The organism is Bacillus yapensis (genome assembly GCF_005280205.1).
In the GTDB taxonomy this organism is placed as follows: domain Bacteria; phylum Bacillota; class Bacilli; order Bacillales; family Cytobacillaceae; genus Robertmurraya; species Robertmurraya yapensis.
The window spans coordinates 158,901-182,528 of record NZ_SUND01000005.1 but is presented as its reverse complement, the minus strand read 5'-3'; the positions used below and the strand labels follow the sequence as shown (position 1 = coordinate 182,528).

The following is a 23,628-nucleotide window of genomic DNA, read 5'->3' as shown; positions in this document are numbered from 1 at the left end:
TAAAAAACCGGGCGATACGATTGCCCGGTTTTTCTAATTAAAAATCAAAGTTATCTGGATCTGGACCTACGCGAAGATTTTGATTCAATTCATTTATGCGTTCCATATCTTCATTGGATAGTTCGAAATCAAAAACAGAAGAGTTTTCGATGATTCTGTGCTCTTTTGTTGATTTCGGAATGGTGATAACACCATTTTGTAAATCCCAACGAATGATGATTTGAGCAACGGATTTTCCGTATTTCTGAGCAATTTCTTGAATTACTTGGTTATCTAATAATTGTCCCTGCATTAAAGGAGACCATGCTTCTAATTGAATTCCGTTATCCTGGCAAAAAGCTTGAAGCTCTTTTTGCGTTAAACGAGGGTGATACTCGACTTGGTTGATCATCGGCTTGATTTCTGCATCTTTCATGAGTTCCTCAAGATGATGAATTTGGAAGTTACTTACACCAATTGCCTTGATTTTCCCTGCCTTATAAAGAGTTTCTAGTGCGCGCCAAGCATCTTTGAACTTTCCTTCTACTGGCCAATGGATTAAATATAGATCTAAATAATCAAGACCAAGCTTCGCCAAGCTCGTTTCGTAAGCAGCAATCGTAGCTTCGTAGCCTAAATCAGCATTCCAAACCTTTGATGTAACGAATAGCTCTTCGCGAGAAAGTCCTATTTCAGCAAGTCCTTCACGGATCGCTTGGCCAACACCTTCTTCATTTCCATAGATCGCTGCAGTATCAACACTGCGATAACCATTTTTAATGGCAAACTTTACTGCATTTACTAATTCTGGACCTTCTTCTACCTTGAATACCCCGATACCAAGCCAAGGCATTTTTACTCCGTTAGATAAAGTTGTTGTAGATTGTAAATTCATGATTGATGTACCTCCGTTTTTTCTAGTGTTTTACTCCATAATGATAAAATTGCTGCTACTAATACCATCAACGCACCAATCCATGAGGTATGAATGAGACCAATTGAGTCTGTAATCATGCCACCTAAGTAGGAGCCAATGGCGATTCCAGCGTTAAAGGCAGCGATATTAATGGCCGATGCTACGTCAACCGCCGACGGTACAAACCGTTCTGCGAGGATGACGACATACACTTGTAGGCCAGGGACGTTCATAAATGCCATGAGTCCCATTAAGAAAATCGTGATTAAACCTGCTATTTTAAATGGAACTGTGAAATACAAAATGAATAATACGATAGCTTGTACTAAAAACATATAGAATAAGGCTTTAATCGGATTGTGATTCGCTAAACGTCCACCTATCGTATTGCCAATTGCAATCGCCACTCCGTATACCAAAAGAATGATAGCGACTGTTTCTGCTTGAAATCCTGTGATGCTTTGAAGCATTGGTGATAAATACGTAAAAACGACAAAGGTTCCGCCATAGCCTAGTGCTGTAATCAAAAAGACAAGCAGAAGGCGACCGTTGCTTACCAATTTGATCTGATCTTTAAAAGTAGTTTGTTTCCCTTTTTGTAAATCAGAAGGAACAAGGATACTATTAGCAATAAAAGCTACAATGCCTACGACAACGATGACGAGAAAGGCCATTCGCCAACCAAATTGCTGTCCAATAAATGTTCCAAATGGGACTCCTGTTACAGTTGCGATTGTTAGCCCTGTAAACATAATCGAAATCGCACTTGCGCGGCGATTTTCCGGAACAAGGTCAGCTGCGATGGTAGACCCAATGGACATGAAGACGCCATGGGAAAATGCAGAGACCACACGAGCTACAAGTAATACGCCAATCGTGGTTGAGCTTGCTGCTATGCTGTTTCCGATAATAAAAACGACCATAATCAAAAGTAGTAATGTTTTTCGAGACATCCTTGATGTAAGGGATGTTAAAATCGGTGCACCGAACGTCACGCCCAATGCATATAGGGAAACCGTCAACCCAGCGGTTGTAACGGATATGTGTAAGTCTTCAGCGATAAGAGGTAATAACCCAACGCTGATAAATTCTGTAGTACCAATAGCAAATGCGCTTACGGCTAATGCTAGTAATGCCAAGGTACTTCTTTTCTTATCTAAAGACATAATCTCCTCCTAAAAAATGTTTGTATTTGAGCCGGCAAATGCTATTATGGAACATATGTGTTCGGAAGAAAAGTACGTACTTTAAAGTAATATAGGTACAAAAAAGTATTATAGGTACTTTTTAGTGCCTATAAAAAGGAGGACAAACAATGAAAAAGAAATACAATATATCCGTCGAAGCCACCTTGGAAGTGATCGGTGGAAAGTGGAAATGTGTGATTCTTTGTCATTTAACACATGGGAAGAAACGGACGAGTGAATTAAAACGGTTAATGCCAGATATTACGCAGAAAATGCTAACCCAACAGCTTCGTGAACTGGAGGCAGATGGGGTAATCAATCGCATTACGTATAATCAAATTCCACCAAAGGTGGAGTATGAGTTAAGTGAATATGGAAAGAGCTTGGAGACCATTTTGAACGCTCTTTGTACATGGGGAGAACACCATATTGAAAAAGTGTACGGGGATAAATTCTCAGTACTAGAAGAAAGTGTGTTAAACGAACATTTAAAGTAAAGCAAAAAACAGACAAGTCACGGGGACCTGTCTGTTTTTTATATTAGTTCGTAGAACGAACTCTTAATTCAGTTTCTTTATCAAAGAAATGTACTTTGTTCATATCAAGAGCAAGCTCAAGGTTTTCGCCAGCAGCAATATTGCTACGAGAATCAATACGTGCAATGAAATCTTGACCTTCGATAGAAGAATACACCATTGTTTCTGCTCCAGTAAGCTCAGATACGTCAACAGTAACTTTCACCGCTGAACCTTGAGAAGCGTCGATGAATACTTGTTCTTCATGGATATCCTCTGGTCTTACACCAAGAGTGATTTCTTTCCCAACGTAACCTTGGTCACGAAGCATTTTCATTTTTGCTCCCGGAATGGCAAGCTTCGTATTACCGATCACAAAGCTTCCTTCTTCTACTTTTCCGTTAAAGAAGTTCATAGCAGGTGAGCCGATAAAGCCTGCAACGAAGATATTTTCTGGAGATTCATAGACATCTTTTGGTGCTCCAACTTGCTGAACGATACCGTCTTTCATAACAACTAGGCGAGTTGCCATTGTCATTGCTTCTGTTTGGTCATGGGTTACATAGATAGTCGTTGTTTCTAAACGACGGTGAAGCTTAACGATCTCAGCACGCATCTGTACGCGAAGCTTCGCATCTAGATTCGATAAAGGCTCATCCATTAAGAATACTTTTGCATCTCGGACAATCGCACGTCCTAAAGCAACACGCTGGCGCTGACCACCAGAAAGAGCTTTTGGCTTACGCTTTAAATACTCTTCAAGTCCTAAGATTTTTGCAGCTTCTTTTACGCGCTTATCGATCTCATCTTTTGAGAATTTACGAAGCTTTAATCCGAATGCCATATTATCATATACAGTCATATGTGGATAAAGAGCATAGTTTTGGAATACCATCGCGATATCGCGATCCTTCGGAGGAACATCGTTAACGCGCTTTTGGTCAATGTAAAGGTCACCTTTAGAAATTTCCTCTAGTCCTGCAATCATTCTTAGTGTTGTTGATTTACCGCATCCAGAAGGACCAACGAATACAATAAATTCTTTATCTTCGATATCTAAGTTGAAGTCACTTACAGCTGTCACTTTGTTGTCGTAAATTTTGAATATATGATCTAATTTTAACTCTGCCATTATAATTGCCTCCTTTGTATATGAAAAGGTTTACATTCATAGTTTACAAGGGTCATAAAATTTAAACAATGACAGCTTGCACAAGAATGTATGTGCTTTTTTATGCAATTTGTCTATTTTCTAGCAAGAAGGCAGGCGAGATACACAGTAAATGCGTTTTGAAAGCTTTTCAAGCTAATTCCCGTTCTGTCAGTAAACTTATCGAGCCGGTATTGCAACGTGTTGCGGTGAACATACAGCTTTTTTGCAGCTAGAGAAGCATTGAAATTATATTCAAGGAATACCTCGAGCGTCTGTAGTAGCTCAGGATCCTCTAGGAGTATTTTGCTTACATCTTGTTCCAAAAGGGTAAGAGTATCTCCTGGAAGATCGTTGGCGAGTGTGACTGGAAATAGCTTTTCAAAAGTATATACTCTTTCTTGTGATAAAAGGGTTCTACCTTTTCCAAAGAGCTGTCGCTCAAGTTGGAAAGCTTCTTTGAGCACAGTTGGCTCCTGTCTGAATTTCCCTATGTAAAATTTCGGTTTAATATAGAAATCATTTTCTAATGTGGTAGAAATCGAATTTAATTCATCTTCATGCAAGGAAACATCTGCTTTTTCTTCTATAATGATGGCATTGTTCTCATCTAACCAAACAAAAGAGAGGGCGTCATGAAAGAATTCCTGAATCGCGTCTTCCACACCAAGTTCCTTTTGATTGATTTGCAATTGAATGAAACGGACCGGTTTCGTGATAGCCGGTAGGGTGCCTTCTAGAAATAAGAAGGAATGCCATGCCTTTGCCGTACCAGATAGATGAAGTTGATTTGTTTGAACCGTTTCAAATAAGGTTGTGAGCAAGGTTAGCTGTTCTTCACTAATATCGGACATTGGGATTCCAAGAAAGTGATTCTCTTCTTTAAACCAATAAAGCCCCTGTTCAGTAGCGAAAAGGGGGTTATCTGTTGAAATAGCAGTTGGAAATAGGGACTTCAAATTTTTTAGCATATGAAAAATCCTCTTATCGGTTAGTGTGTATCTTAACCATATCAAATTTTCCATAGACAAATCTACTATTCTCGGGCTCAAATATTTAATTTTTTGGATAATTATTTAAAGTGATTTAAATGGGAAAACGGAAAAAAAGGCTTCCCCCTTAATATTGTTTTGTGATATGAGTCCAACCTCGCTACTTCTACTATCTAAGCTTTCTCCAGGAGTTCGATTATCCCCCAGGACAAAATAGGTACCTTCTTGGACAAGAATCTCTGCCATATCATCTGAAACACCGGCTGTTTGTGTTTCTTCTAACGGTTGACCATTAATGAGGATTATCCCATTTTTAATTTCAACAGTTTCATTCGGCAATGCAATCACACGCTTCACAATATCATAACCTTCGTTCGTTTTTATAATAATGATGTCATTTCTTTCGGGTTGAAAAAAGATATTGTTTGTTAAAATGACATCATGATTTTTTAAGGTTGGGTTCATCGAATTTCCATCGACGATAATGATTCCTAAAGCAAAGCGGAAGATGAAGAAGAGAACAAATAATATCGCAATAAACTTGATCCAGCTTATAACTTCAGACCAAGGATTTTTCGTCTCCTTTGCTTCTTCCTCATGTAGGTATGCTCCTCCGATTGCACGCATGTCACATCATCCTTTATTATTTGTTAATTTCAGTGGAAGGGGCTTCTTCAGATGAAGAGTCCACTTCTTCTTCTTCTTCTTCGGCAGGTGGTTCGGTGCTTTGTGTTGGTTGTAAAGAATTCATTTCATTTTTTGCAGCTGTTAAGATAGCATCTAACTGACTTGCGATTTGTTGTTTTTCTTCTGTGTTATCAACTTGAAGGTTTGCGATTAATTGATCTGCATAATCTTGGAGGGATTTTACACGCGCCGCTTTTTCTGCTTCGGTAAAAGTATTTAATTGTTGCTCAGCATTGGTCATTTCCGTTTGTAATGCTTCTCTTAAACGTTGTAATTGAATCTCTTTTTCAGAAGAAATGGCAGTTTCTATCGTTTCAATAGATTTCGTACCTTGGCGATCAAACCAGCTGAGGATGGTTGAATCAATATCCAAATCGGCAAAAGCGATTGAAAAACTTCCGCCAATAGCAAAAGTTAAAAATAGGGCTGCAACCAGTACTCGAATTGGACGAGAAGTTTTCTTCTTTTTAAATTTTTCATATCTACTTTCCATCAGGGTTCCTCCTAATTAAAGCAATGGGGTCTCAAATGGCATGAGACCCCTTGATTTTGGAAATAGTTAAGGATTAGTCGTTGAATCCGTTATTTACAGCATTATCCAATTCAGTTTTAGCAGAACCTTCTATTTCAGCAGCTTTGTCTTGGATAAGTTTTTGTTGATCTGAAACATATCCATTAAGTGTAGCTTGAACAGCGGTTTTAACTTCTAGGATTTTAGCATCAACTGCGTTTTTCAAACTTTGTACTGACGCGTCTCTCTCAGTTGTTAATTTATTGTATAAATCCGTTTTTGAACTCTCGATTTCTTTTTTCAATTTTTGTACAGCAGCATTTTTCACATTAGTTAGCTCTTCGTTAACTTTTGTAACAGCCTGACTTCCGGTAGAAGAGGTGGATTGTTCAAGATAACGCTCAGCATATGCCCGCCCTTCAACAGCCATTTTATTCAACATTGACAAAGCAGTATTTTCAATACCATCAAACTGCTTTTCGATATTATTGTAGATTGCAGTTTCTTTTGTTTGAAGAGCTGTGATATGTGCATTTGCAGCTTGATTAATAGAAGATGTTGAATTTGTAATAGATGTAACTTTAGTATCGTCAATTTCACTATTAGCAGTACGTAACATTGCAAGGCCCTCATTTATAACTTGTTGTGTTTTCTGTTCTGCATAGTCTCTAAGTGGTTGCTCCATTTTTGCTGCTTCAGTGTTGAATTGTTTGTTATACCAATTTTGTAATGAAACTGCTACATTTGAGTCTGCGAATGCTGCGCCAACTCCTGATACTAATCCGATTGTTACGACTCCTGCGACGATTTTACCTTTAACTGTGTTCAATTTCATTTCTCTTACTTCCTCTCATTTTTTAATTTTTTTTATTAGAAATTTACTGAGTAAATCTCATAACCTAGTTTCCGAATACCTCTGAAATCATAGATTCAATATCCTCGTCAAGCTCTGAGTTTAGTTGAACCTTTTTCGTTTCTGTATATTCTTGAAAGTAGCTTTCTGGATCTAAGTTGTTTGTTGACTCAAGTAATTGAGTTTGATAGTTTTTGTGGTAGCTTTCGATGCTTGTCTTCATGTCTGCATTTTTTTCTAAGGAGATAGATGAGAGCGTGGATGCGGCTTGTTCTTTTAATATTGCTGTTTGCTTGGTTGTGGAAACGAAGATGTCTATAATGCCGCCTGCTATGCTGGTGAAGAGTACGTTATTGCTATTTGTCTGTTCTTTCTTGTACCAGCTTGATAATGCTTCGCTGGCATTCGAACTTGCATAAGCAGTTCCAACCAACAAGAAACAAGTAAATAGGAGAACTACTAGCTTTTTCATATCACCTATCCTTTCGCTAAAATCATGTTACGTTCGTTGGTTTGTTCTATTTAACGAACTTCCTTTCATAGTATATGACAATTTTCCTAGTAATGGAAAACCTCAAATTCGCTCATATTTTCTAAATAACGAACAAAAATAGTACTTTATTACGTATTTTCTTTAAAATTCTTACGATTTCTAACTATTTCGTTAATTATAAAGAACAATATTTGTTCTGTTTAAAGAAATACCAACAAAAAAACCGTCCCCTAGGCATTCGAATGCCCCAGGGAACGGGTTACAAGTTTAAATTATAAAAGTTAGTCGATTAAGCAACCTTATTCCAACCAGAAATATCTTCATCAAGTGCAAGATTGTTCGCTCTATGCTTATTCCCAGCGATGAAGAATAGGACTAGAAGGACAGCCGATAGAACAAAGCCACCAATCCAAGAGACTGTCATGGACATTCCAAAGCCGATTTGGGCATTTAGGATATAGGTGATAACCATAACAAGCATAAAGGATCCTGGAATTAAAGAGATATAGTAGTTCTTTTTAGCGATGTATAGGTACATCGCACCGACGAATAAGGCGATAACGGCTGTCGCTTGGTTCGCCCAGCTAAAATATCTCCAAAGAATATTAAAATCAATTTGAGTTAACGCAACAGAAACTACGAATAATGGAATTGCGATCCATAAACGGCTTGATAATTTCATTTGTGCAATGTTTAAGTAATCGGCAATAATCATACGTGCGCTACGGAAAGCAGTATCTCCAGAAGTGATTGGTAATACGACAACACCTAGAACAGCAAGTGTTCCGCCAATTGCACCTAATAGAGTAGTAGAAACTTCACTTACGATTGCTCCTGGTCCACCTGCAGCAAGAATTTCATTCAACCCGTTATAGCCATCAAACATACTCATCGCAGCAGCAGCCCAGATCATAGCGATAATACCTTCTGCAATCATCATACCGTAGAAAATTTTGCGACCTTGTTTTTCTTTTTGTGTAGTACGTGAAATAATTGGCGTTTGTGTAGCATGGAATCCTGATAGTGCCCCACAAGTAATCGTAAAGAATAATAGTGGGAAAATCGGTGCGTTATCAGGGTGGAAGTTCGATAATGAAATTTCAGGAATTGGAGCTCCTGTAACAAGTAATCCAACGCCTACACCAACTGCACTGATTAATAGAATCGCCCCAAAGTAAGGGTATAAGCGACCAATAATCTTATCAACTGGTAACAAAGTAGCTAAAATATAATAAACAAAAATAGCAGCGATAATAATACCTAAAGCAATTTTTCCATCCATTAAAACATGAAGTAGACTTGCTGGTGTAGACACGAAAACGGTTCCAACTAAAAGCAATAGAAGAACAGCAAATGCGTTTACGACATGCTTCATGACTTTACCTAAGAACTTGCTTGCAAGCTGAGGAAGGTGAGCCCCTTTATTGCGGATCGAGATCATCCCCGTTAAGTAATCATGAACCGCACCGGCAAAAATACAACCGACAACAATCCAGATGAACGCAACTGGCCCGTAAAGCGCTCCCATAATAGGACCAAAAACAGGTCCGGTACCTGCAATATTTAATAATTGAATTAATGAGTTCTTTGCAGTGCCCATTGGGATGTAATCGACGCCATCAGCGTTCACATAAGCTGGTGTTGCCCGTTCTTCTTTTACCCCAAACACTTTTTCAACAAATTTCCCATAGGTGAAATAACCGACAACTAGAAGTACAATTCCTGCTAAAAACGTATACATTTCCTCACTCCTTTGTTCATTCCTACATTTCATTATAAAAAAGTAAGAGGTTAGTAGGGAGTTTTCGGAATGAAAAGCAGAAAATACAGATTATCGTGTTGTTTGTAAGGGTTTACATGCAGAGAATAGTGTTTACCTAATTTCTAGACGTTGTCGTAATGCCTTTACGTAATTTCTACTAACGGATAGCAGCTCTTTTCTACCAGCTAATTGCAACTGATAAGCTCCGTTAAACCATGGGGTTAAACGGGTCACATATTCTAAATTAACTAAGAAACTTTTATGAATCCGAAAGAAGCAATAGTTGATGAGTTTATTTTCCAAGTCCTTCAAAGAGGATTTCGTTTCGTATTCAGTTGTCTTCGTCACCAGCTTGGTCATTTTTTCATCTTTAATAATGTATAAAATATCTTTTGGCTCAAGGTAGAGTATTTCACCATCAGCTTCTACCGCTAGTTTGCCAGAAAACGTCTCTACTCCAGGCTCTTTCTCATGATAAAAGATTTTCTCGATACGCTCGATCGTTTCCTGCAGCTGTTCGTCGTCATAAGGCTTTAATAGATAATCCACTGCGTTCAAACGAAAAGCCTCTGCAGCAAATTGCGGATAGGCTGTTGCAAACACAATGAGAGGCACTTTTTTTAGCTCCAACAAAGCTTTTGCGGTTGCCATTCCTGAGGTCTTCGGCATTTCCACATCTAAAAAAACGACATCTGGTGCAAGTTCGATTGTCTTCATAATGGTAGCTTCCCCAGACTCAGCCTCTCCGACAATTTGGATAAAAGGATAGGAGCTTAATGCTTCAACTCCTCGCGACTATACAATTCATCATCAACGATAAGGGCCTTGATATTCCTTGTCATACTGGATTCACCTCCACAGTAGGAATAGAGAAACTTACTGCTGTTCCTACATTTACTTTACTTTTAATTTTTAAAGAAGAAGTCTGGCCAAACTTCATCGTCAGTCTTCGGTTCACATTGTAAAGGGCGAGTCCGTTCCCTGTTTCAGAATCAATTGGAGCAATACTGATCTGCTCAGCTCGCTCATTACTCATGCCGCAGCCATTGTCTTCGATTACAACTTGGACCAACTCGTTTTCCATCTTGATACAAATCTTCAGAATAAAATTGCTTTCTTTGTTCATCATTCCATGTTTTATTGCATTCTCCACAATCGGTTGCAATGTGAGTGGGGGGATTTCTTGATAAAGCGCAGCTTCATCAACTTCATATTGGATTTTTAATTTATTGACGAAACGAGCTTCTTCAATGGCAAGATAGGCCTCTACATGTTTGAGTTCCTGCTCAAGTGTTGTAACACTTTCGGTTGTGCTTTGTAAATTTTGGCGCAAAAATTTTGAGAGAAACACAAGTAGTTTCCTAGCTTTATTCGGATCGATGCGGATGAGAGACAGAATCGTATTTAGAGAATTAAAGAGAAAGTGCGGGCTAATTTGTGCCTGGAGTACCTTAATTTCCGCTTCCTTCGCCAGCTGATAAGCCTTGTCCACATCAGCCAATTCAAGCTGATTGCTGAGTAGAGAGCTGATTCCTGAAATGAGTTCCATCGCGACAGGAGTGATTTCTTTTTCCGAATTAAAGTAAAATTTCAGCGTACCAATCGTATTGCTGCGCTGTTTAAGAGGAGCAATAACGACGGTATCTAACGGGCAACCCTTTTTCCGACACTGAATTAATTCCCGATTGGCAATGATAATCTCACCTTTTTGAATCGCGTCTATCGTAATCTGTGTCTGAATAGGGCTATCCGCACGATGATGGTCCGCGCCTTTTCCGACATGAGCCAATATATCGGTTAAATTGGTAATCGCCACTGCGCTTGTGTGTATTTCTCTATGTAAAATCTGACAGACCTCGTTCGCTGTCTTCAAGGATAGTCCGTTTCTAAGATGAGAGAGGGTCTTGTCTGCAATCCTCAATGTTTTTTGAGCAATGAGGGAACCGGCCTTTTCTTCTTCATTAATGACATTTTTTATGATTAAGAGAAATAGTGCACAGCCTAAACCATTTGCCAATATCATCGGAATCCCAATGACTTCAACCAACGCGACCGCTTTTTCAAAGGGACGAGAGAGAAGGAGAATGATCAGCATTTGGATGGATTCGGATAAGAAACCAATTAAGAAGGCTGTTTTTAGTTTTACGTGCTTATTCTTTTTGTGAAACATGCCAGAAATGACACCGGAAACGATGGCTGCAAGTCCACAAGCAATAGCCGTAAATCCGCCTAAGGTAAAACGGTGAAGTCCGGCTATAATTCCTGCGCCAATGCCTACTTTATAACCCCCAAGCAACCCAGCAACGACCACACCGATGACACGGGAATTGGCAATCGCTTCATTTGAACTTAAGCCCGTTGTCCAAAGGTCAAACTGCAGGCTATCCGTACTAAGCGTGAGTCCAGAATAAGTACCGATGATCCCGAATGCTCCGAAAAAGATGATGGCAGTAAATTGCTGCTTTCGATTGAGTGCATCTTGATAAATCATATCTCGAAAAAAACGAAATCTCGTAAAAATAAAGGCGATCATGACTAAGATTCCGAGACGTTCGAGCATCGTAATTAATAGAACAAACATGAAAATACCCCTTTTTCATTCCCCTATTTACAATGATTATAACAGTATTCACTTAATTAATTACACAATTTAGAAGAATGATAGCTGGGTAATCTTTACATTCACTTAACGTAACATCCGCATTCTTTACATTATATTTACATAGCAACTGTATAATTTTTCATATAGTCTGATCGTAGGATGATGGAGGGTGGCAGCTTGAAGAAAACTAGGTCAAAATCATTAGCGAGATTAAAAGAATCTTTTCTACAGAAGCTTACATTAGGGAAAAGATTGTTCATTTTATTCGTATCATTACTTGTTATTTCCGTTGTGGGAGTGGGAGCTAGCGCCTATGTAATTGCCAAAGATACAACGATGGAAACGATCGAAAAAAGGTTGATTCGAGAAACGGAAATCATGAGCAGCACTGCTGAAAATTTAAAATTTGTTTATGTCAGTGACGAGGAATACTTTAAGCAACAGCTTGAGTCAAGTGTCCGCTCGCAACAGGAACTATTGAAAAAAGATGGAGTTTCCTCAGAGATGTTGTACATAACAGATGGGAAAGTCACTCCTTTTAAGGTGAGTCAAAAAACAATTCCTACTCTTTCAAAAGAATTGGTCTCGGAGCTTACGTCTTCTAAAAACGGATTAATTCATGAAAAGGTAGGGAATGTTGATTATACGATTACGTACCGTGAAATAAAAGAGCTTAGCGGGACGTATGTGATGCTGATTCCAACGAGTTCTTATATGGGACCAGTCAATCAGATGGTTTATTTTATTCTAGCGGGGATTGCCCTTAGTATCTTGATCGCAACGGTGATTGTTCTTCTTTTGGTCAGAACGGTTACGAAGCCTCTGAATGCCCTGCAAGATACGATGAGAGCAGTTCGTGATGGTAAGCTACAAGCAGCTAGTGAGATGAGGACAACCGTACCAGAAATCACATCCCTTCATAAAAGCTATCAATCGATGATTTCGCATATGAGTCAAATTTTACAGGAGCTGAAGGGGACGACGAAGGATCTAGAGGACACTGGGGAAGAGCTTATGCAGTCTTCTCAAAATACCCTCGATTTTAGTCATCATTTGGTTTCGGCAATTAATGTAGTGAAAATGGGTGCCGAACAAACGGCAAGTAGCTCGGGTGAAAATGCTGAGAGTTTTAAAGACATGAAGAGATTGATTGAAGAAATGATGCTGAAGATGGAGGATGTTTTTACAAGTTCTCAAAAAATGAATCTAACAGCGAAGCATGGAGAAACCCATATTCGTGAGTTAATTACGAGTAATTTTCAGTTTGAGGAAGACTTTGGCCAGTTAACTCGAACGATTAATGAAGTAAGAGAATTCTCTAGTTCGATTACCAAGCTAGTTGGCTTAGTAAGTGGAATTGCTGAACAAACGAAGCTACTCGCACTGAATGCATCGATCGAAGCCGTCCGGGCAGGGGAAGCTGGAAAAGGGTTTGCTGTTGTTGCGCAAGAAGTTCGAAAGCTAGCTGAGCAATCTGGTAAAGCAACGGTGGAAATGTCTTTAGCCATTGGGAACATGGAAAAAATCGCGGTCGGTGCGACTGAGGAATTTGCTAACATGCATGGGAAAATTAAGACGAATTTAACGATGGCGAATGAATCGAGATCATCCTTTGATGAATTAATGGCTGAAATAAAAGAAGAAAGCGGTCGTCTCAAAGGAATTCAAGAGGAGTTAGGGCAATTGGCGACGATTTTACCAACGCTAGAACAAGCGACCGTTAACTTTGCCTCGATCTCCCAGGAGACATTGGCAAGCTCTGAGGAAATGCTATCATTAAGCGAAAATCAAATCGAACAAATGGAAGGAACCAATCAGATTGGTGTGAAGCTACATCAATTGTCCCAATCCCTTTCAGAGCTATCTGAACGCTTTGAATTTGAAAATAAGTAAGGTTTTGTATTTTCCGTGTGTTGCAACTCTACTAAAACACCAAAAAAGTCACCTAAAAACAGCGAAGCTATCCCAAAGGATAGCTTCTTCATTATTATTTCGAGAAAAACCCTTTTACCGCAAATGAGACGTTTTGTGGTCTTTCCGCCAGGCGGCGCATGAAATAGCCGAACCAATCGTCACCGAATGGGACATAGACGCGCATTTTGTAGCCTTCTTTTACAAGACTCTGCTGTAATTCAGTACGAAAACCGTACAGCATTTGAAACTCAAATTGGTTATTCGGAATATTGTTCTTTTTAACAAAATCCTTAACTTTGGCAATGATATGGTGATCATGGGAAGCGATCGCTGTATAGCTTCCGCTCAATAAATGCTCTTCAATCAGCCTCATATAGTTTTTATCAATAACCGGCTTATCTTGATAGGCAACAGATGGGTCCTCTTTATAAGCTCCTTTTACTAATCGAAGAGGAATGCCTTTTAAGTCTTTCACATCATCAAGAGAACGATGTAAATAGGCTTGAATCACGGTACCGACATTATCAAAACCATACACCTCACGAAGCTCTCTCAAAATATCGAGCGTCACCTGGCAATGGGAATAATCCTCCATATCGATGCGTACGAAATTATTTGTTCGCTTGGCAGCATCGAGAATTTGGCACATATTTTTAATGCAAAAATCCTTATCAATATCGAGCCCAAGCTGCGTCATTTTCACGGATAAATTACTATTCACACCTGTTTTGCCGATGGCTTCTAAAGTTCGTACATTGTATTCGGTTGCTTGGATTGCTTCCTCTCTACTAGATACAAACTCTCCTAAATGGTCCAGTGTACATACGATTCCTTTTTCGTTCAGGTCCTTAACTGTTTGCATCGCATGTTCAATCGTGACTCCAGCGACAACCTGTGCAGCACCAAATTTCAGTCCCCATTTTTTAGCGGCCTGGTTTAAGCCTTTATTTTGAGAAAGATAGAGAAAAAAATTTTTGGATACAGTTGCGATCATCTTAATTCCCCCGTAACTCTTTATTTATTAATCAAGCAACCGCTTACTTTTAGAGTATGTCTAAGTGTAATCATTGGTTTTCTTGTTTCAATATATTTGCAAAAAACGTGCCAAAAGTTCAAAAAGAAAAAAATGTTAGGGAATTTGTAACTTTCTAATAAATAGTCTTTACTTCCCATATATAAAATTGTATGGTTTTATCAACAAAAGTGTTTAATGGTGTATAGTTTTTATACAATTTATAGGTTGGTGATATACATGGATCATGAATTTGCACTTCAAACCTTATATGCTGTTTTATCTTCCTCAGAAGAAGCTATTTCTGTTGTCAATACAAAAGGAGAGCTTGTCTATTGGAATGAAGCAGCGGAAAACACGTACCAAATCAAGAAAGAAGAGATATTAGGAAAAAATATTCGAGATTTTTTTGTGCAAGAGGATGTTATGCATCTGAAGGTATTGGAAACGGGAATCCCGGTGCGAGATGTTTATCATATTCCGCGGCCCGATAAGCATGTCCTCATTAGTACAAGTCTGATCCACAATGAACATAATGAGGTGATTGGGAGCCTTTCGTTGGAAAAGGATATTTCCTCTACAATACAGCTAAATGAGAGACTAACTTCAGCTTCAAAGGAATTGCAACAGCTTAGGCAGCATATCAAGCTTCAGCATGATGATCCTTTTTCAAAAATCAAAGGGATCAATACAACCATTCAACAAATCATCCATCAAGCGAAAAAAATGGCCAAAACCGATGCAACGATCCTAATTACGGGTGAAAGTGGGGTTGGGAAAGAATTATTTGCCCATGCCATTCATGAGAAAAGTCTGCGAAATGGCAAACCGTTTATCCCTATTAACTGTGGGGCGATCCCAAATGCCCTCTTTGAAAGTGAGCTCTTTGGATATGAAGGGGGAGCGTATACTGGTGCGACCAAAGGAGGAAAGCCAGGAAAGCTGGAGTTGGCGAGCGGCGGAACATTATTCTTAGATGAGGTCGGGGAGCTTCCACTCGAAATGCAGGTGAAGCTTTTAAGAGCGCTTCAAGACAAGGAAATGTACCGAATAGGTGGGTTAGTTCCGAAAAAAGTCGATGTTCGAATTGTGGCAGCGACTAATCGGCAATTAGACAAAATGGTTGCTGAAGGAACTTTTCGTTCAGATTTGTATTATCGCTTAAATGTTTTTTCAATCGATATTCCATCACTACGAGAAAGAAGAGACGATATTCCGTATCTTATTTATGATTTTTTAGAAGAATTCACGTACAAGTATCAAAAACAAGATTACGCGATTGAGCCACATGCATTAGCTTTGCTTTGTGAATACGATTGGCCAGGGAACATTCGCGAACTTCGCAATATGATCGAAAGGCTCGTTGTTTTAAGTGACAATGGACAGATTATGGAAGCAGATGTTTCATCGCTCTTTCATTTTGGAGCAAGGACAACGGAGGTGAAGTCATTTTCCCTCACTGCGGAAAAAGCGCAACTTGAAAAGGAACGAATTATCGAAGCGCTTCAAAGTACCTATGGAAATAAGAGCATCACTGCGAAAAAGCTCGGCATGTCTCGTGCCACGTTGTATGCAAAAATGAGGAAATATGGGATTACTTTTGAGAAGGAGTGAATCAAATGGAAATTCCGAGTACGTTTCGGGACAAAATAATAGGGGCTTTTCGTGAAGAAGGTTCTAGCTGGTTAGCTGGGCTTGAACAACTTGTTGCCACATATTTAGATAAATGGGGGCTGACTTCTCTAGGGCCTGTTTCAAACTTGTCCTATAATTATGTCCTGAAGGTGGTTGATGAGGACGGTAATCCTGGCATTTTAAAGTTTGGACTTGCTGGTCGAGATTTCTCGAATGAGGTTCGAGCGATTGAAGCGTATGGAGGGACCGGTTGTGCGAGAATATTGAAGACGGATATCGACAATGGTGTCATGCTTCTTGAACAATTGATTCCAGGGACGATGCTTTCTCAGCTAGAGGATGAGGAGCAGATTATTGAAAAATATATAAAAGTATGGAAGGCTATTCGCCGACCACGGCCAAGTGATGGTGAATTTCCTTCTTTGGGGCATTGGATGGAAGGTCTTTCGCGCTATCAAAATAGCAAGGCGCATCTAGACGGATTAATTTCAGAAGAGCTGGTTTTGAAAGCTCAGTCTTATTTTCGCGAAAGTTCTTCGGAGAATGAAGAGCTTTTACATGGGGATTTGCATCATGAAAATATTCTATACTCGGATGTCCATGGTTGGTTTGCGATTGATCCAAAGGGTGTAGTCGGTAATCCTTATTTTGATTTGGTCTCATTTTTAACAAATCAGCTTAAGGATAATCCTCAAGAAATTTTGGAACTACGCATCAACAGGCTCTGCGACGGATTAAGCTTAGAACGGTTGAAACTATTGAAAGCGGCTTTGGCTTTGTCGACACTGTACGCTTTCTGGGCGGTAGAAGACGGAGATCCAGACTGGTTACGTCCTTATCAATGTGCCGAATGGTTTTTAAAATGGATAGAGGAGGACAGGGAATGACTGTTCAATTTGAAAAAGCGACCTTTGCAGGTGGTTGCTTTTGGTGCATGGTGTCTCCATTTGATGAGCAACCTGGGATCAAGGAAGTGATCTCGGGTTACACAGGTGGTCATACGGAAAATCCAACCTATGAAGAGGTGTGTTCGGATACAACGGGTCATTATGAAGCGGTTCAGATTACCTTTGATCCTGCTGTATTTCCATATGAAAAGATGCTTGAATTGTATTGGCAGCAAGTTGATCCGACGGATGCAGGCGGTCAATTTAATGATCGGGGATCCTCATATCGAACAGCGATTTTTTATCATAACGAGGGACAGCGTCTAGCGGCGAAAGGTTCGAAGGAGGCAATTGGTAGTCATTTTCAAAAGCCAATTGTGACTGAAATTCTTCCTGCAGGCCCTTTTTACAAGGCAGAAGAAAAGCATCAGGATTATTATAAAAAGAATCCCTTTCACTACAATTTGTATAAGGAAGGATCAGGGAGAGCGAAGTTTATTCGGGAGAACTGGAGTAAAGTCAAAAGTGATGGAGAGCTTCGAGAAATATTGACTCCTCTTCAATATGAGGTGACGAGGAAGAATGCAACCGAACCTCCTTTTCAAAACGAGTATTGGGATGAGTTTGGTGATGGAATTTATGTAGATATTATCTCGGGGGAGCCATTGTTTAGCTCCTTGGATAAATACGATGCTGGCTGTGGTTGGCCGAGCTTTACAAAGCCAATTCGACGAACCGAATTAGAAGAGAAGTTTGATACATCCCATGGCATGAGAAGAATTGAAGTACGAGCAAAGACTTCAGATTCTCACCTTGGTCATGTCTTTGATGATGGTCCAGGACCAGATCGAGCACGTTATTGTATTAATTCAGCAGCGTTACGGTTTGTACCCAAAGACAAGCTTTTAGAAGAGGGATATGGGCAGTATTTGAAATTATTTTAAAAGGGGAAACAAATATGATTATGAAAGAAATAACAAGCCCGACTAATCTATGTGATAAGACGGGGCAACTATCACTTGCAAGTGTTGGATGGGGAAGACAACCGTACATAAGATCCAATCTTTCCGGGAGTTTCTTGAGAAAGAAAAAATGGAACTACTGGTGTGTCACGAGTCCTGACATGCTTTTTTCTGCGACAATCTCACACCTTGATTATGCAGCTGTCCTATTTGTGTATGTGCTCGACTTAAAGACACTGAAATTTCATGAGAAAACAACTTTGATTCCTTTAGGAATAGGTTGTCGGATGCCGGAAGAGGTGGCTGCAACTGTCCGAGTCGATACGAAGGAAATGAAGATTCACTTTGAAGAAGAGGGAGATGCGACACTCATCAAAGTCGACTGTCCAAATTTTAGCGGGGAAAATCAGCCTCTTTCAGCAGAAATAAAGGTTCACCGACCAAATGGACATGAGACATTGAATGTCGTTGTTCCGTGGAGCAAATCGCGTTTCCAATACACGTCTAAGCAAACGGCATTACCAGCTGAAGGTGTTGTGAAATGGGAGGGTGGCGAGTACACGTTGCAATCGCATGAAACCTTTGGGTGCTTAGATTATGGTCGTGGGATTTGGCCATATCAGTCGACTTGGAACTGGGCTGCTGCCTCTGGAGCAGTCAGTGGAAAAACGGTTGGTCTTAATTTTGGAGGACAATGGACGGATGGAACAGGTCAGACGGAAAATGGAATTGTTGTAGACGGAAAGCTAAGTAAAATCAACGAAAAAATTCAATGGGAATACGATTCAAACGATTATATGAAACCGTGGAAATTGACGACAGAGGAGTCGAATCAAGTTTCCTTAACTTTCATTCCGCTGTTTGAAAGAGTTGCGGCAACAAAAGCTGTCATCATTGAGTCCGAGGTGCATCAAATGATTGGAACCTTTAGTGGCACGATTCGAACGGATACGGGAGAAGAAATTAGGATCGAGAATCTTCTTGGTTGGGCAGAGGATCACGCGGCAAAATGGTAAAAAGGAGGCACTGTTGCCTCCTAGTTTTTTTCGAACGCCAATTTTCGTGCACGACTTGAATACGATTGGAATAAGATTATCGCAACAACGGATAAGACAATTCCTGAAAGATAAGGAAGGCCGAGCGAAACAGAAAAGAGCCAGCCACCTAATGGAGGGCCAATAATTCTCCCAAGTGAATCAAATGAGGACAACAATCCCGTTGTACTTCCGTGCCCTGCGGTTGATTTTTTTGTCAATAACGACGAGACGCCAGGTCGAATAAGTCCATTTCCGATACCGAAGATCGTTAAATAAATCGCAGCTGTGACAAAATTATCGGTTAGTAAAATTAGACCAAAGCCTACCGCTGAAATCACAATCCCAATTTGGATAACCGTTCCCTCTCCCCATTTCTTTGTGAGCTTCCCAATTAATCCACCTTGAACATACGCTTGCGCCAAGCCCATAATCATGAAGATATAGCCTAGCTTAACAGCATCTAAGTCCGCCTTTTCAGCAGCAAAGTAGGCAAAGGTTGCTTCTAAGCCAGCTAACGAAATGGAGACAAAGAATTGTAGAAAAAATAAGAACGAAGTAGGTCCGTTCAAAGCTTGTTTGAATGGATTTTTGCGTTCGGATCGCTTGCGATTTTCAGGTGCCAACGATTCTTTTAGCACAATCATGACGATAAAAAAGGTAACAAATGATGTTCCGCCAGCAATGTAAAAGGGTAATCCTAAAGCTGTTTCTGAAAAAACACCACCGATAGCTGGTCCGAAAATAAAGCCAAGACCAGTGGCGGCACCAATCACACCCATTCCTTTTCCTCTGTTTTCCTCAGATGTGATATCCGCAACATACGCCATTACAGTTGGCATGTTGGCAGAAGAAAGGAATCCGCCAAGGATCCGTGCGAGAAACAGCATCCACAGTTGGGTTGAAATGGCCATGAGGAAAAAGGATAAAGATAGTCCTAGGATTCCAATCATAATGACCGGCTTACGCCCAATGCGATCAGAAATTCGTCCCCATATCGGAGCAAAAATAAGTTGCATAAATGAGTAAACGGCCATCAGTAAGCCAAGTTCAGTAGGAGATGCCCCGATTTCCTCCGCATAAAAGGGTAGCACGGGAATAATGATGCCAAATCCAACCATCACAAGAAACATGATGGCGAACAAAATAGGCAAAGATTTTTTAGCTTCCAAATTGTCCACTCCAAGCGATTAATATCAAGGAAAATTATATCACTGTTCTGGTGGAAAATAGAAATTCACTTAAAAAAAGCGCCTCAATCAGAGACACTTCATTTTCTATCAAAATTGTCAAGAGTACCCCTTCTTCAAATTTAAGTTCCAAAAATTAAGGAGGGGGTGAATTGGCGTTTTTTAATAAATTTCATATTAAGGATGGATTTATAGAACGTGTGTTTGGTATAATGGTATTAAGGGAGGTGTTATAAGTGACCGAGGGGATTAGTGAGAGTAAAAATTACAGTACTCATCAGATTAGGGTAAAAAAAGGGCATAAAATGTATCCATATTTTCAACAGATGACCCAAAATGCTAAGAATTTATACAACACCACTAACTTTTATATCCGCCAAGTCTTTACTTCATTCACCCAAGAAAAGAAACTCCAACCTCTACAACAAGAAGTCGTTCGTACGATCCAACAAAACCTCCAACCTATGAATGACATTCAAATAGTAGCCTATCAAAAAAACTAAAAATCCAACAAAAGAAACCAATCGAAAAACAAAAAGAAGTGAAATTAAACGAATTTGTAATGCCGACAAAAGATAAGCCGTATGTAGACTACAATTTTCTGGACGCATTATTCAAACGTATTGGACAACCTGATTACCGTTCACTCCCCACCCAATCAAGCCAAGGAGTGATGAAAGTTGTATTCCAAAATTGGAAATCCTTTTATGCTAGTTTAGCAGACTACAAACTAAATCCAACAAAATATAAGGGAAGACCTAAAATCCCAAAATATTGTCGTTCAGAAGAAAAAGAGATACTCTTTACCAATCAGGATTGTGTCATTAAAAACAACAAACATCTAAAATTTCCTAAAACGAAAGAACGATTGAATATCGGGAAATTGGCTCTTTCAGAAGGAAAGTTAAAACAGGTTCGAGTGATTCCAAAACACCATGAATATATGGTGGAGTTAGTCATGGAAGTCCAATCGGAACAGGAAATATTAGTTGATAACGGAAGATACATGAGTATTGATCTTGGGATTGATAATTTGGCAACCATCGTGACAAATACAGGTAGAAATCCTGTATTAATCAAGGGCCAAAATATCAAATCGATCAATCAATACTATAATAAAAGAAAGGCCCACTATCTCGGGATATTAAGACACGGAAAACAACCTAGTGAAGGAATATTTACATCGAAACGATTAGAAAAATTGCATCAAACAAGGTCATTCAAAATAAAGGATATTTTTCATAAAGCAACTATCGAATTGTTCAGATTGCTTTAAATGAGAATATTAACACCATCATCATCGGTCAAAATAAAGAGTGGAAACAACAAATACACATCGGAAAACGAAGTAATCAATCTTTTGTCCATATTCCTCATTCTTTACTAATCAAGATGATTGAATATAAAGCAGCTCGTAATGGAATTAATGTCATTGTCACGGAAGAATCCTACACCTCTAAGGCGAGTTTTCTAGATGATGATGTACCGACATATGGCGAATGTAGTCAAAACATCCAGTTCTCAGGTAAACGGATTAAGCGTGGTTTATATCGCACTGAACGTGGTCTACTGATTAATGCGGACGTGAACGGTGCAGCCAATATATTAAAAAAGGTACTTGTAAAATTGAAAGACAAGCAGGAATTCAAGGTAGAAACGGTTCAAATATGGGAACCACAGAAAATGATCATATAAAAAGAAGTCCCAAAGGCATGACCGATGGGATAGAGGGTCTGGGTGTGAATACACCAATGTGACAGGTCCACTGCTTGTTAAACGTTCGGATTACTTAGAAGCTTGAAGTGAATTCGATCGATACAGCAGAAACCCCTTCCTCAAAAATGCGTAGACATTTTAGGTGGGGGAGTATTCATACGACTCTTTGGCTGTTTTGAACTCTTCTAAGAAGTTCATCCGCTCGCTCTCCTGCTGCCTCCGCGAAGCTTTCGTAAATTTGATCTCGCAATAGATCGAGCTCTACAATTTTTTTTGCTAAATCGATAACATCTTTATTTGCCATGATTGCGAACTCCCTTCTTACCTTTGTTGGTCTTTGCGACTTTTTTATATTCTACTTCAAGCTCGGAGAGTGTTAATGATTGAATATCTTCCCGCTTAAAAGTACCTGACTTGACTAAAAATGTGATGACCTGATCCCGCCTTTTCTCCACAGCATTTCTTAGATATGGCATGCGTTCTCACCCTTTGTTTTTGACTATACAGACATTGTATGGAGAAATGCCATTAAATTCACTTGTTTTGTGAGGAAATATTACCATCTTTTTATTTTTGTGTAAGATAATCTGACAAAATGCTAATGCTTTCATTCAATCCATTATATAATTGAAAAAACAACTCGAGGGGTGAAGTGATGAAAGAGGACCCTTTATATAAGAGTCGAAAGGTAATTACAATAGGTGTCGTTAGTGAATTAACGGGTCTTTCTGAGAGGCAAATCAGGTATTACGAAGAAAGAAAGCTTATTTTTCCAGAACGAACAGAAAGAGGAAATAGAAAGTACTCCTTTTCCGATGTAGAACGACTTATTGATATTGCGAATAAACGGGATGAAGGGGTCCGCACCTACGAGATTAGACAGGAAATGTTAAAGGACAAAAAGCGAGAGGATGATGCAAAAATTCGTAATCAAATGCTGCGTGGGCAACTGAACGCACGCTTTGGTATCCCAAAGGGAAAGAACTAAAGGTGATGAAAGAAACCAGATCCATAGTGATCTGGTTTTTTATCAATTTCACAATCTATGTCCGTCTCTTTTAGCTTGTATGTACCCATAATAGGAACAGGTTCCATGCTGTGTAATATTATCTACCTCGAAGCCGCACTTGAGATAGAATGGAAAATTATTTGAAGAGGTATGAGCGAACCAATCACCATGTGGAAGCTTCTGAACACAAAGCTCTACAAGTTTTTTCCCGACACCCTTTCCGTGATAATCGGAATGCACAATTAAGTCCATGATATTGGCAGCCATGATTTGATCAGAGATGACTCGGGCCATGCCGATCATTCGATTTTGATCCCAAACGGTAAAGGCCCACGTGGAATTCTTGAATATTAAAGAGAATTTTTCTTTCTGCCAATCCGGTGTATTTCTTGCCCAACCGGCATCTTCAAAAAGTGCTTCTACATACTTCGCAGGAATTCCTTCTGTTCCCTCTCGAATCACGAGCCCATTAAAGTATTGATACATGTTCGTTCCCTCCCTCGATTATATAAAAATATTATTCTTTATATAATTGGAAAAACCTTCAAAAAATCAAAAGGGTATCGAAAAGATTGAATTTTTGGTAAAATTTATGATTATCTACGAAATTATTTTGGGTTGC

The 23,628-nt window shown here is 39.4% G+C and carries 22 protein-coding genes and 2 pseudogenes; 8 read left to right on the top strand and 16 right to left on the bottom strand.

What is annotated here, in order from left to right:
- Positions 1 to 37: 37 nt before the first annotated feature.
- Together FAR12_RS08590 and FAR12_RS08585 are read right to left on the bottom strand one after the other, a co-directional pair.
- Entirely contained in the window at positions 38 to 874 is an 837-nt protein-coding gene (locus tag FAR12_RS08590) for an aldo/keto reductase (protein ID WP_126408282.1), read from the bottom strand.
- Entirely contained in the window at positions 871 to 2,061 is a 1,191-nt protein-coding gene (locus FAR12_RS08585; protein ID WP_126408281.1) for an MFS transporter, read from the bottom strand. The genes FAR12_RS08590 and FAR12_RS08585 overlap by 4 nt, the downstream gene beginning before the upstream one ends.
- A 149-nt stretch (positions 2,062 to 2,210) precedes the next feature.
- On the opposite strand from FAR12_RS08585, the gene FAR12_RS08580 reads away from it, so the two are divergent.
- Complete coding sequence (locus FAR12_RS08580; RefSeq protein WP_126408280.1) at positions 2,211 to 2,579, top strand: winged helix-turn-helix transcriptional regulator; 369 nt, start codon at positions 2,211 to 2,213, stop codon at positions 2,577 to 2,579.
- Between the two features lie 43 nt (positions 2,580 to 2,622).
- On the opposite strand, the gene FAR12_RS08575 is transcribed toward FAR12_RS08580, so the two are convergent.
- The 9 genes and pseudogenes from FAR12_RS08575 to FAR12_RS08535 form a co-directional block, all read right to left on the bottom strand.
- Positions 2,623 to 3,729 (bottom strand): ABC transporter ATP-binding protein, encoded by a 1,107-nt coding sequence (locus FAR12_RS08575; RefSeq protein ID WP_126408279.1) that lies wholly within the window; start codon positions 3,727 to 3,729, stop codon positions 2,623 to 2,625.
- Between the two features lie 113 nt (positions 3,730 to 3,842).
- Entirely contained in the window at positions 3,843 to 4,718 is an 876-nt protein-coding gene (locus FAR12_RS08570) for a PucR family transcriptional regulator (protein ID WP_170972140.1), read from the bottom strand.
- 105 nt (positions 4,719 to 4,823) lie between these two features.
- Entirely contained in the window at positions 4,824 to 5,366 is a 543-nt protein-coding gene (gene lepB, locus FAR12_RS08565) for a signal peptidase I (RefSeq protein WP_126408277.1), read from the bottom strand.
- Between the two features lie 16 nt (positions 5,367 to 5,382).
- Positions 5,383 to 5,919, bottom strand: a complete 537-nt coding sequence (locus tag FAR12_RS08560; RefSeq protein ID WP_126408276.1) for a head completion/stabilization protein — start codon at positions 5,917 to 5,919, stop codon at positions 5,383 to 5,385.
- Positions 5,920 to 5,992: 73 nt separating this feature from the next.
- On the bottom strand, positions 5,993 to 6,772 hold the full coding sequence (locus FAR12_RS08555) for a hypothetical protein (protein WP_126408275.1): 780 nt from the start codon (positions 6,770 to 6,772) through the stop codon (positions 5,993 to 5,995).
- A 64-nt stretch (positions 6,773 to 6,836) separates the two neighbouring features.
- The gene (locus tag FAR12_RS08550) at positions 6,837 to 7,262 is read right to left on the bottom strand and encodes a hypothetical protein (RefSeq protein ID WP_126408274.1); all 426 of its coding nucleotides are present in this window, start codon (positions 7,260 to 7,262) and stop codon (positions 6,837 to 6,839) included.
- A 310-nt stretch (positions 7,263 to 7,572) separates the two neighbouring features.
- Positions 7,573 to 9,024: a carbon starvation CstA family protein gene (locus FAR12_RS08545; protein ID WP_126408273.1), complete on the bottom strand. Its 1,452-nt coding sequence runs from the start codon at positions 9,022 to 9,024 to the stop codon at positions 7,573 to 7,575.
- Between the two features lie 132 nt (positions 9,025 to 9,156).
- Positions 9,157 to 9,887 (bottom strand): annotated as a pseudogene (locus tag FAR12_RS08540) (LytR/AlgR family response regulator transcription factor).
- The gene (locus tag FAR12_RS08535; protein ID WP_126408272.1) at positions 9,884 to 11,626 is read right to left on the bottom strand and encodes a sensor histidine kinase; all 1,743 of its coding nucleotides are present in this window, start codon (positions 11,624 to 11,626) and stop codon (positions 9,884 to 9,886) included. The pseudogene FAR12_RS08540 and the gene FAR12_RS08535 overlap by 4 nt, the downstream one beginning before the upstream one ends.
- Before the next feature lie 183 nt (positions 11,627 to 11,809).
- Between FAR12_RS08535 and FAR12_RS08530 the strand changes: the two genes are divergently transcribed.
- Positions 11,810 to 13,540 carry a methyl-accepting chemotaxis protein gene (locus FAR12_RS08530; protein WP_126408271.1) on the top strand — a complete coding sequence of 577 codons (1,731 nt, stop codon included), beginning with the start codon at positions 11,810 to 11,812 and terminating at the stop codon, positions 13,538 to 13,540.
- A gap of 94 nt (positions 13,541 to 13,634) precedes the next feature.
- Here FAR12_RS08530 and FAR12_RS08525 read toward each other — a convergent pair whose 3' ends face one another.
- Positions 13,635 to 14,555: a proline dehydrogenase family protein gene (locus FAR12_RS08525; RefSeq protein ID WP_126408270.1), complete on the bottom strand. Its 921-nt coding sequence runs from the start codon at positions 14,553 to 14,555 to the stop codon at positions 13,635 to 13,637.
- A gap of 258 nt (positions 14,556 to 14,813) precedes the next feature.
- Between FAR12_RS08525 and FAR12_RS08520 the strand changes: the two genes are divergently transcribed.
- The 4 genes from FAR12_RS08520 to FAR12_RS08505 are packed head-to-tail and all read left to right on the top strand — an operon-like array spanning position 14,814 to position 19,073.
- Positions 14,814 to 16,187: a sigma-54 interaction domain-containing protein gene (locus FAR12_RS08520; protein ID WP_126408269.1), complete on the top strand. Its 1,374-nt coding sequence runs from the start codon at positions 14,814 to 14,816 to the stop codon at positions 16,185 to 16,187.
- Positions 16,188 to 16,192: 5 nt separating this feature from the next.
- Positions 16,193 to 17,095, top strand: a complete 903-nt coding sequence (locus FAR12_RS08515; protein WP_126408268.1) for an aminoglycoside phosphotransferase family protein — start codon at positions 16,193 to 16,195, stop codon at positions 17,093 to 17,095.
- Positions 17,092 to 18,039 carry a peptide-methionine (S)-S-oxide reductase MsrA gene (gene msrA / locus FAR12_RS08510; RefSeq protein WP_126408267.1) on the top strand — a complete coding sequence of 316 codons (948 nt, stop codon included), beginning with the start codon at positions 17,092 to 17,094 and terminating at the stop codon, positions 18,037 to 18,039. The genes FAR12_RS08515 and msrA overlap by 4 nt, the downstream gene beginning before the upstream one ends.
- Positions 18,040 to 18,053: 14 nt before the next feature.
- Positions 18,054 to 19,073, top strand: a complete 1,020-nt coding sequence (locus tag FAR12_RS08505) for a DUF2804 domain-containing protein (protein ID WP_126408266.1) — start codon at positions 18,054 to 18,056, stop codon at positions 19,071 to 19,073.
- Between the two features lie 20 nt (positions 19,074 to 19,093).
- On the opposite strand, the gene FAR12_RS08500 is transcribed toward FAR12_RS08505, so the two are convergent.
- Positions 19,094 to 20,263, bottom strand: coding sequence for an MFS transporter (locus tag FAR12_RS08500; protein ID WP_126408265.1), 1,170 nt, complete (start codon positions 20,261 to 20,263; stop codon positions 19,094 to 19,096).
- Positions 20,264 to 20,586: 323 nt separating this feature from the next.
- Here FAR12_RS08500 and FAR12_RS23790 point away from each other — a divergent pair.
- Positions 20,587 to 21,901, top strand: a pseudogene (locus FAR12_RS23790) (RNA-guided endonuclease InsQ/TnpB family protein); the annotation flags it as partial.
- A gap of 250 nt (positions 21,902 to 22,151) precedes the next feature.
- Here the strand turns inward: FAR12_RS23790 and FAR12_RS23375 are convergent.
- Both FAR12_RS23375 and fbpA read right to left on the bottom strand, forming a co-directional pair.
- Positions 22,152 to 22,301 (bottom strand): hypothetical protein, encoded by a 150-nt coding sequence (locus FAR12_RS23375; protein ID WP_170972137.1) that lies wholly within the window; start codon positions 22,299 to 22,301, stop codon positions 22,152 to 22,154.
- Entirely contained in the window at positions 22,291 to 22,473 is a 183-nt protein-coding gene (gene fbpA / locus FAR12_RS08480) for a Fur-regulated basic protein FbpA (RefSeq protein ID WP_126408264.1), read from the bottom strand. The genes FAR12_RS23375 and fbpA overlap by 11 nt, the downstream gene beginning before the upstream one ends.
- Before the next feature lie 179 nt (positions 22,474 to 22,652).
- Here fbpA and FAR12_RS08475 point away from each other — a divergent pair, with 179 nt between their 5' ends.
- On the top strand, positions 22,653 to 22,985 hold the full coding sequence (locus tag FAR12_RS08475) for a MerR family transcriptional regulator (protein WP_126408263.1): 333 nt from the start codon (positions 22,653 to 22,655) through the stop codon (positions 22,983 to 22,985).
- Positions 22,986 to 23,033: 48 nt separating this feature from the next.
- On the opposite strand, the gene FAR12_RS08470 is transcribed toward FAR12_RS08475, so the two are convergent.
- The gene (locus FAR12_RS08470) at positions 23,034 to 23,492 is read right to left on the bottom strand and encodes a GNAT family N-acetyltransferase (RefSeq protein ID WP_126408262.1); all 459 of its coding nucleotides are present in this window, start codon (positions 23,490 to 23,492) and stop codon (positions 23,034 to 23,036) included.
- Positions 23,493 to 23,628: the final 136 nt, after the last annotated feature.

What these genes read in the sequence shown, in the direction of transcription:
- FAR12_RS08590 (WP_126408282.1), bottom strand. Translation starts at nt 874, where the DNA reads ATGAATTTACAATCTACAACAACTTTATCTAACGGAGTAAAAATGCCT.
- FAR12_RS08585 (WP_126408281.1), bottom strand. Translation starts at nt 2,061, where the DNA reads ATGTCTTTAGATAAGAAAAGAAGTACCTTGGCATTACTAGCATTAGCC.
- FAR12_RS08580 (WP_126408280.1), top strand. Translation starts at nt 2,211, where the DNA reads ATGAAAAAGAAATACAATATATCCGTCGAAGCCACCTTGGAAGTGATC.
- FAR12_RS08575 (WP_126408279.1), bottom strand. Translation starts at nt 3,729, where the DNA reads ATGGCAGAGTTAAAATTAGATCATATATTCAAAATTTACGACAACAAA.
- FAR12_RS08570 (WP_170972140.1), bottom strand. Translation starts at nt 4,718, where the DNA reads ATGCTAAAAAATTTGAAGTCCCTATTTCCAACTGCTATTTCAACAGAT.
- lepB (WP_126408277.1), bottom strand. Translation starts at nt 5,366, where the DNA reads ATGCGTGCAATCGGAGGAGCATACCTACATGAGGAAGAAGCAAAGGAG.
- FAR12_RS08560 (WP_126408276.1), bottom strand. Translation starts at nt 5,919, where the DNA reads ATGGAAAGTAGATATGAAAAATTTAAAAAGAAGAAAACTTCTCGTCCA.
- FAR12_RS08555 (WP_126408275.1), bottom strand. Translation starts at nt 6,772, where the DNA reads ATGAAATTGAACACAGTTAAAGGTAAAATCGTCGCAGGAGTCGTAACA.
- FAR12_RS08550 (WP_126408274.1), bottom strand. Translation starts at nt 7,262, where the DNA reads ATGAAAAAGCTAGTAGTTCTCCTATTTACTTGTTTCTTGTTGGTTGGA.
- FAR12_RS08545 (WP_126408273.1), bottom strand. Translation starts at nt 9,024, where the DNA reads ATGTATACGTTTTTAGCAGGAATTGTACTTCTAGTTGTCGGTTATTTC.
- FAR12_RS08535 (WP_126408272.1), bottom strand. Translation starts at nt 11,626, where the DNA reads ATGTTTGTTCTATTAATTACGATGCTCGAACGTCTCGGAATCTTAGTC.
- FAR12_RS08530 (WP_126408271.1), top strand. Translation starts at nt 11,810, where the DNA reads ATGGAGGGTGGCAGCTTGAAGAAAACTAGGTCAAAATCATTAGCGAGA.
- FAR12_RS08525 (WP_126408270.1), bottom strand. Translation starts at nt 14,555, where the DNA reads ATGATCGCAACTGTATCCAAAAATTTTTTTCTCTATCTTTCTCAAAAT.
- FAR12_RS08520 (WP_126408269.1), top strand. Translation starts at nt 14,814, where the DNA reads ATGGATCATGAATTTGCACTTCAAACCTTATATGCTGTTTTATCTTCC.
- FAR12_RS08515 (WP_126408268.1), top strand. Translation starts at nt 16,193, where the DNA reads ATGGAAATTCCGAGTACGTTTCGGGACAAAATAATAGGGGCTTTTCGT.
- msrA (WP_126408267.1), top strand. Translation starts at nt 17,092, where the DNA reads ATGACTGTTCAATTTGAAAAAGCGACCTTTGCAGGTGGTTGCTTTTGG.
- FAR12_RS08505 (WP_126408266.1), top strand. Translation starts at nt 18,054, where the DNA reads ATGATTATGAAAGAAATAACAAGCCCGACTAATCTATGTGATAAGACG.
- FAR12_RS23375 (WP_170972137.1), bottom strand. Translation starts at nt 22,301, where the DNA reads ATGGCAAATAAAGATGTTATCGATTTAGCAAAAAAAATTGTAGAGCTC.
- fbpA (WP_126408264.1), bottom strand. Translation starts at nt 22,473, where the DNA reads ATGCCATATCTAAGAAATGCTGTGGAGAAAAGGCGGGATCAGGTCATC.
- FAR12_RS08475 (WP_126408263.1), top strand. Translation starts at nt 22,653, where the DNA reads ATGAAAGAGGACCCTTTATATAAGAGTCGAAAGGTAATTACAATAGGT.
- FAR12_RS08470 (WP_126408262.1), bottom strand. Translation starts at nt 23,492, where the DNA reads ATGTATCAATACTTTAATGGGCTCGTGATTCGAGAGGGAACAGAAGGA.